Source organism: Streptomyces aurantiacus, from assembly GCF_001418335.1.
Taxonomy (GTDB): domain Bacteria; phylum Actinomycetota; class Actinomycetes; order Streptomycetales; family Streptomycetaceae; genus Streptomyces; species Streptomyces aurantiacus.
In genome coordinates, this window is sequence record NZ_LIPP01000390.1 from 1 (window position 1) to 4,872 (window position 4,872).

4 protein-coding genes and 1 pseudogene are annotated in these 4,872 nt (G+C 71.0%); 1 reads left to right on the forward strand and 4 read right to left on the reverse strand.

From position 1 onward, the window contains the following. Window positions 1–310: 310 nt before the first annotated feature. Entirely contained in the window at window positions 311–1,003 is a 693-nt protein-coding gene (locus AOK01_RS36255) for an iron-dependent transcriptional repressor DtxR (protein WP_055519260.1), read from the reverse strand. 273 nt (window positions 1,004–1,276) lie between these two features. On the opposite strand from AOK01_RS36255, the gene AOK01_RS36260 reads away from it, so the two are divergent. Continuing rightward, window positions 1,277–2,032, forward strand: a complete 756-nt coding sequence (locus AOK01_RS36260; RefSeq protein WP_055519263.1) for an SIS domain-containing protein — start codon at window positions 1,277–1,279, stop codon at window positions 2,030–2,032. Window positions 2,033–2,195: 163 nt separating this feature from the next. On the opposite strand, the gene AOK01_RS36265 is transcribed toward AOK01_RS36260, so the two are convergent. The 3 genes and pseudogenes from AOK01_RS36265 to AOK01_RS45785 all read right to left on the reverse strand — a co-directional run. Then, window positions 2,196–3,581, reverse strand: coding sequence for a PAS domain-containing protein (locus AOK01_RS36265; protein ID WP_055519265.1), 1,386 nt, complete (start codon window positions 3,579–3,581; stop codon window positions 2,196–2,198). 663 nt (window positions 3,582–4,244) lie between these two features. After that, window positions 4,245–4,628, reverse strand: a 384-nt coding sequence (locus AOK01_RS45780) for a citrate/2-methylcitrate synthase (RefSeq protein ID WP_281181489.1), incomplete at its 5' end; no start/stop codon positions are given. Window positions 4,629–4,630: 2 nt separating this feature from the next. Then, window positions 4,631–4,872: pseudogene (locus AOK01_RS45785) on the reverse strand (citrate/2-methylcitrate synthase); the annotation flags it as partial.

Genomic DNA, 4,872 nt, shown 5'->3' on the forward strand with positions numbered 1-4,872 from the left:
GCCGCCGTCACGGTCAAGAGCCCTCAGGTCATATGCCTCTCGCGACAGCCTCGCACGCGAATGGTCCGTTCGCTGCGATTCCGCACACTGAATCTTTGTTTCTACGGGAACGCCGAGGCCGGGCAACTGGGATGAAAGTTAAGGGAGTTGACGGCGAGGTGCGCAGCGGCCGGAGGCAGCCACGAAAGGCCTGGACCAGGGACGCGTCCCCCGGGCACGCCGCCGCGCGCACGACGGCACCAGGCCCCGCCGTCCTACCCCTCCACCCCTCCACCCCTCTATCCCTCTATCCCTCTACCGCTCCATCCCTCTACCTCTTCGCCACGAACACGTGGGACGCCACGTCCGACTCCAGCTCCGCGGCTTCCCCGCCGCTGCCCACGAGCACCCCGCCCGCGGACTCCGTCACGCTCACGACCGAACCCGGCTGCACGCCGGCCCGCCGCAGCGTGTACATCAGCTGCGCGTCCGTCTGGATCGGCTCACCGATACGGCGGACGACGACCGTCTTGCCGTCGAGGCCGGGGTCGAGATCGGCCAGCGACACCATGCCCGCGTCCAGGAAGGGATCCGCCACGTCCTTCTCGCCCAGCTCCTCCAGGCCCGGGATCGGGTTCCCGTACGGCGACTCGGTCGGGTGGCGCAGCAGTTCGAGCACGCGGCGCTCGACCGCCTCGCTCATCACGTGCTCCCAGCGGCACGCCTCCGCGTGCACCTGCTCCCACTCCAGACCGATCACGTCGACGAGCAGACACTCGGCGAGGCGGTGCTTGCGCATCACGCGCGTGGCCAGCCGGCGGCCCTCCTCCGTGAACTCCAGGTGCCGGTCGCTTGCGACGGCCACCAGACCGTCGCGCTCCATGCGCGCCACGGTCTGGCTGACGGTCGGCCCGCTCTGGTCGAGCCGCTCGGCGATCCGGGCGCGCATGGGGACCACACCTTCCTCCTCCAGCTCCAGGATGGTGCGGAGATACATCTCCGTGGTGTCGATCAGTCCGGACATACGTGCCCCTCGTTTAGCTCTGCCGGAGGCTGGGTGGCTCACCGGCGTGTGCGCTGGCCCTGGGCATCAATTCTGACGCATCCCACCGACAACCGTGCCGCGCCGTTGAAACCACGTGGTAACGACTGCCTGCGCGATCATGCCGGGCCCGGCACCCGGCCGGGTGGGAAAGGGGCCCTCGTCACCCAGTGTCGCTCCTGCGGAGCGTATTGACACGACAGTGGTCCAGACCGCAACGTGATCCGCGACACGACAGCGGAAGGGGCTTCGTCGATGAGCGACAGCAAGCTGGCCGGGCAGTTCTTCGACGCCGCGATCGGCCTGCTGCAGCGGGTACGGGACGAGGAGGCGGGGCCGATCGAGGCCGCCGGGACGATGATCGCGGACACGGTCGCGGACGGCGGGCGGCTCTTCGCCTTCGGCGCCGGGCACTCGTCGCTGGCCGCGCAGGACCTCGTCTACCGGGCGGGCAGCCTCGCGCTGATGAACCTGCTCGCGGTGCCGGGCGCGGTCGGTGTCGACGTCATGCCCGCGACGCTGGGCTCCGCGCTCGAACGGGTCGACGGCCTCGCGAGCGTGGTCCTCGACTCCAGTCCGGCCCGCGCCGGCGACCTTCTGGTGATCGTCTCCCTCTCCGGGCGCAACGCCCTTCCCGTCGAGATGGCGATGAGTGCCCGCGCCCTCGGTCTCAAGGTCATCGGGGTCACGTCGGTCGCGTACGCCTCCGAGACGGCGTCCCGGCACAGTTCGGGGACGTACCTCAAGGACCACTGCGACGTCGTCCTCGACTCGAAGATCGCGATCGGCGACGCGGAGCTCACCCTCGACACCATTCCGGCGCCCTTCGCGTCCGCCTCCACGGTCGTCACGTCGGCCATGCTCCAGTCGGTCATGGCGACGGCGGCGGGTGTCCTCGCGGAGCGCGGGATCGAACCGCCGCTGCTGCGGTCGGGGAACGTGGACGGGGGCCACGAGTGGAACGGCCGCGTGTTCGAGGAATACGCGGACCGGATCTTCTACTGGCGGTAGCCGCGCTTCGCCTCGCCGGCGGAGGACGACGGTGCGGGCCGCCTGTGGCTGGTCGCGCAGTTCCCCGCGCCCCTAAAAGATTGCGCAGTTCCCCGCGCCCCTTCAAGGCAAAAGACTGCGCCGTTCCCCGCGCCCCTGAAAAGTAGGGCTGCGCCCCCGCTTTTCAGGGGCGGTGGTCCAGGGTTGCCGCCAGGTCCAGGGTCGTTGCGATGCGGACGGCTACGTCCTCCGCGTACGTCGCGTCGGACTTTTCGAACTGTGTGCGGCTGGCGGCGCGCAGGAACGTGACCACGCCCAGGGTCCGGCCGCGGCTGCGCAGGACGACGCACAGGGCGTGCACCGAGTCCGCCGGCCACTGGCGGGCGGCAGCCCAGTCGCGGGCGCGCTCGGGGTCGGTCGCCCCCGCACTGGCACGTACGGAACCGATCCGCTCGACGCACTGGAGAGCCGGATGCCCCTCGGCGTACCGGACGGGCAGCCCTGCGCGGCCCGCGGGCAGGCTGGGGCCCGGCGCGCCGGAGGGTGTGGCGGTGCCCCGTACGAGCCGCACCGGCCCCTCTCCGTCGGGCACCGGACCACCGGCCACCCGGTCGATCAGCGCATGGTCGGCGAACCCGGCAAGGGCGAAGTCGAGGTGGACGGACGCCGCCTCCGCGGGGTCCTCGCACTCGGCGGCGGCGCGCGCGGCCCGGTGCAGCTGGTTGGTCCTGAACCGCAGCAGCGCCGCCTCCTGCTCGGTCTGTTTGCTCTCGGTCACGTCCTGGAAGAGCCAGCCCACCCCGAGCGGAACCGGTTCTTCCGCGAGCGGCGAGGCAAGCCGCAGGAAGCCGCTGCGCCAGCAACGGCGCTGCTCGCCCTCCGCGGTCCGCAGCGTCACCCACATCTCGGCGGGCGCCGGCGGCGCGCCCTCCGCGAGGACGTGCGTGAGCGCGCTCTCCAGTTCCTCCACGCCCTGCGCGAGCAACTCGCCCAGGGGCCGGCCCAGCAGGGCCGTACGTCCGCTGCCGAGCGCGCGCGCCGCGTGCGCGTTGACCACGGCGGGCCGCAGGTCGACGTCGACGAGCACGACTCCCCAGGCGGCGTCGTCGAACAGCGCCTCGCTCAGGGCGATCGACCGCTCCAGGTCTATCTGCGCGTGCACCTCGCTGAAAGCGCAGTACACCCCGGCCGGCTTCCCATTGGGCCCCGGCACGGCGGCCGACTGGGTCCGTACGAGCACCCGGCCGCCCTCCTTGGTGAGCAGCGCGAACTCGTGGACCTGGCGCCCCGGGGCCTGCATCGCGGACAGCAGCCGCCCCTCGACCTCCTCGGCGTCCGCGGTCCGCACGGCCCAGCCGGCGAACCCGTGCCGCCCGACGGCGTCGGTCGCGCTCCAGCCGAGAATCCGCTCCGCCTCCCGGTTCCAGTGCGTCACCACTCCGTCGGCGTCGAACGCGCACAGCGCCGCGTCCATCCCGTCGAGCAGAGCGGCGAGCAGATCGGCCCCGTCCCGCTCAGGCTCGTGCGGCCCGAGCTCGTCCGTGGTCCCGCTACGCCGCGAAGCACTCACCTGGCACCCCCTGCAGGCCGTGTCGGCGTGTCCTGCGCGGTGTGCCCGCGCGCATGTTCACTCACTACGAACACTACGAATCACTCACTAGGAATCATTCAACTCGAACGTGACGCAGCCCACATCTTGTTCCCACAAGATTGAGGAAATCGTTGTGCGCGGGCGCTTCGGCCCCGGCCGACCGCAGCGGGCGATCTCCGGACCGGCCTCGGATCTCCGTCGTTCCGGCACCCTCCACAAGATCGCTTCCCCTCGCCGATGCCGTCAACGCTTCAACGCGTGGATGTCCCGGAAAATCACCGCCGCGGAAAATCACTTGAGCGTCGGCGCAACGCTTCTTAGTGTGTGTCCCACGCCGAAAGGAGGTGATCGGGTACATGTCTGAAACCCGGACCAGCGAGGTGGCTGCGGGCTAGCGGCCCGTCACCACATTCAGTGCGGTGCCGGACCAGCGCGTGATACGAGCGTGCAGCCGGCCCAATCTCAAGCAGTCACCCGACCCGCGTGCTCGCCGGTAAGTCCGGCCGGCTCCCTCCTCGGAGGGGACCAGAGTGCGCGGGTCGTCTGCGTTTCCGAAGCGACCGCGGATGGATGTCGGTCGGTGACGCACGTGTGGCGGCACTCCGTGGAGCGCCGCCACATGTGCCGTACTCACACCCGATCTCAGTGAGCGATGTCCTCGTAGCCATCGATCTCGCGCGGGTTGCGCGTGCCGGGGCCGGTGTAGCGCGCGGAGGGCCGTACGAGGCGTCCGGTGCGCTTCTGCTCCAGGATGTGCGCGGACCAGCCCGCGGTACGGGCGCACGTGAACATCGAGGTGAACATGTGGGCCGGGACCTCCGCGAAGTCCAGGACGATGGCGGCCCAGAACTCGACGTTCGTCGCCAGGACGCGGTCCGGGCGCCGGGCGTGCAGTTCGGCGAGGGCCGCCTTCTCCAGGGCCTCGGCGATCTCGAAGCGCGGGGCTCCCAGTTCGCGGGCGGTGCGGCGCAGGACCCGTGCGCGCGGGTCCTCCGCTCGGTACACCCGGTGGCCGAAGCCCATCAGNNCCGACATGGCGCCGACCGCCCCGGACAGGGCCGCCGACACGTCCGCGCCGGTGGACGCGATGACGCGGGCGGTGAACGTGGACGCGTTCATGCCGTGCTCGGCGGCGCTGGTCCAGTAGGCGTCGACCGCCGCCACGTGCTTGGGGTCCGGCTCGCCGCGCCAGCGGATCATGAAGCGTTCGACGACGGACCGCGCCTTGTCGATCTCCCGCTGCGGGACCATCGGCAGGCCCTGGCCGCGG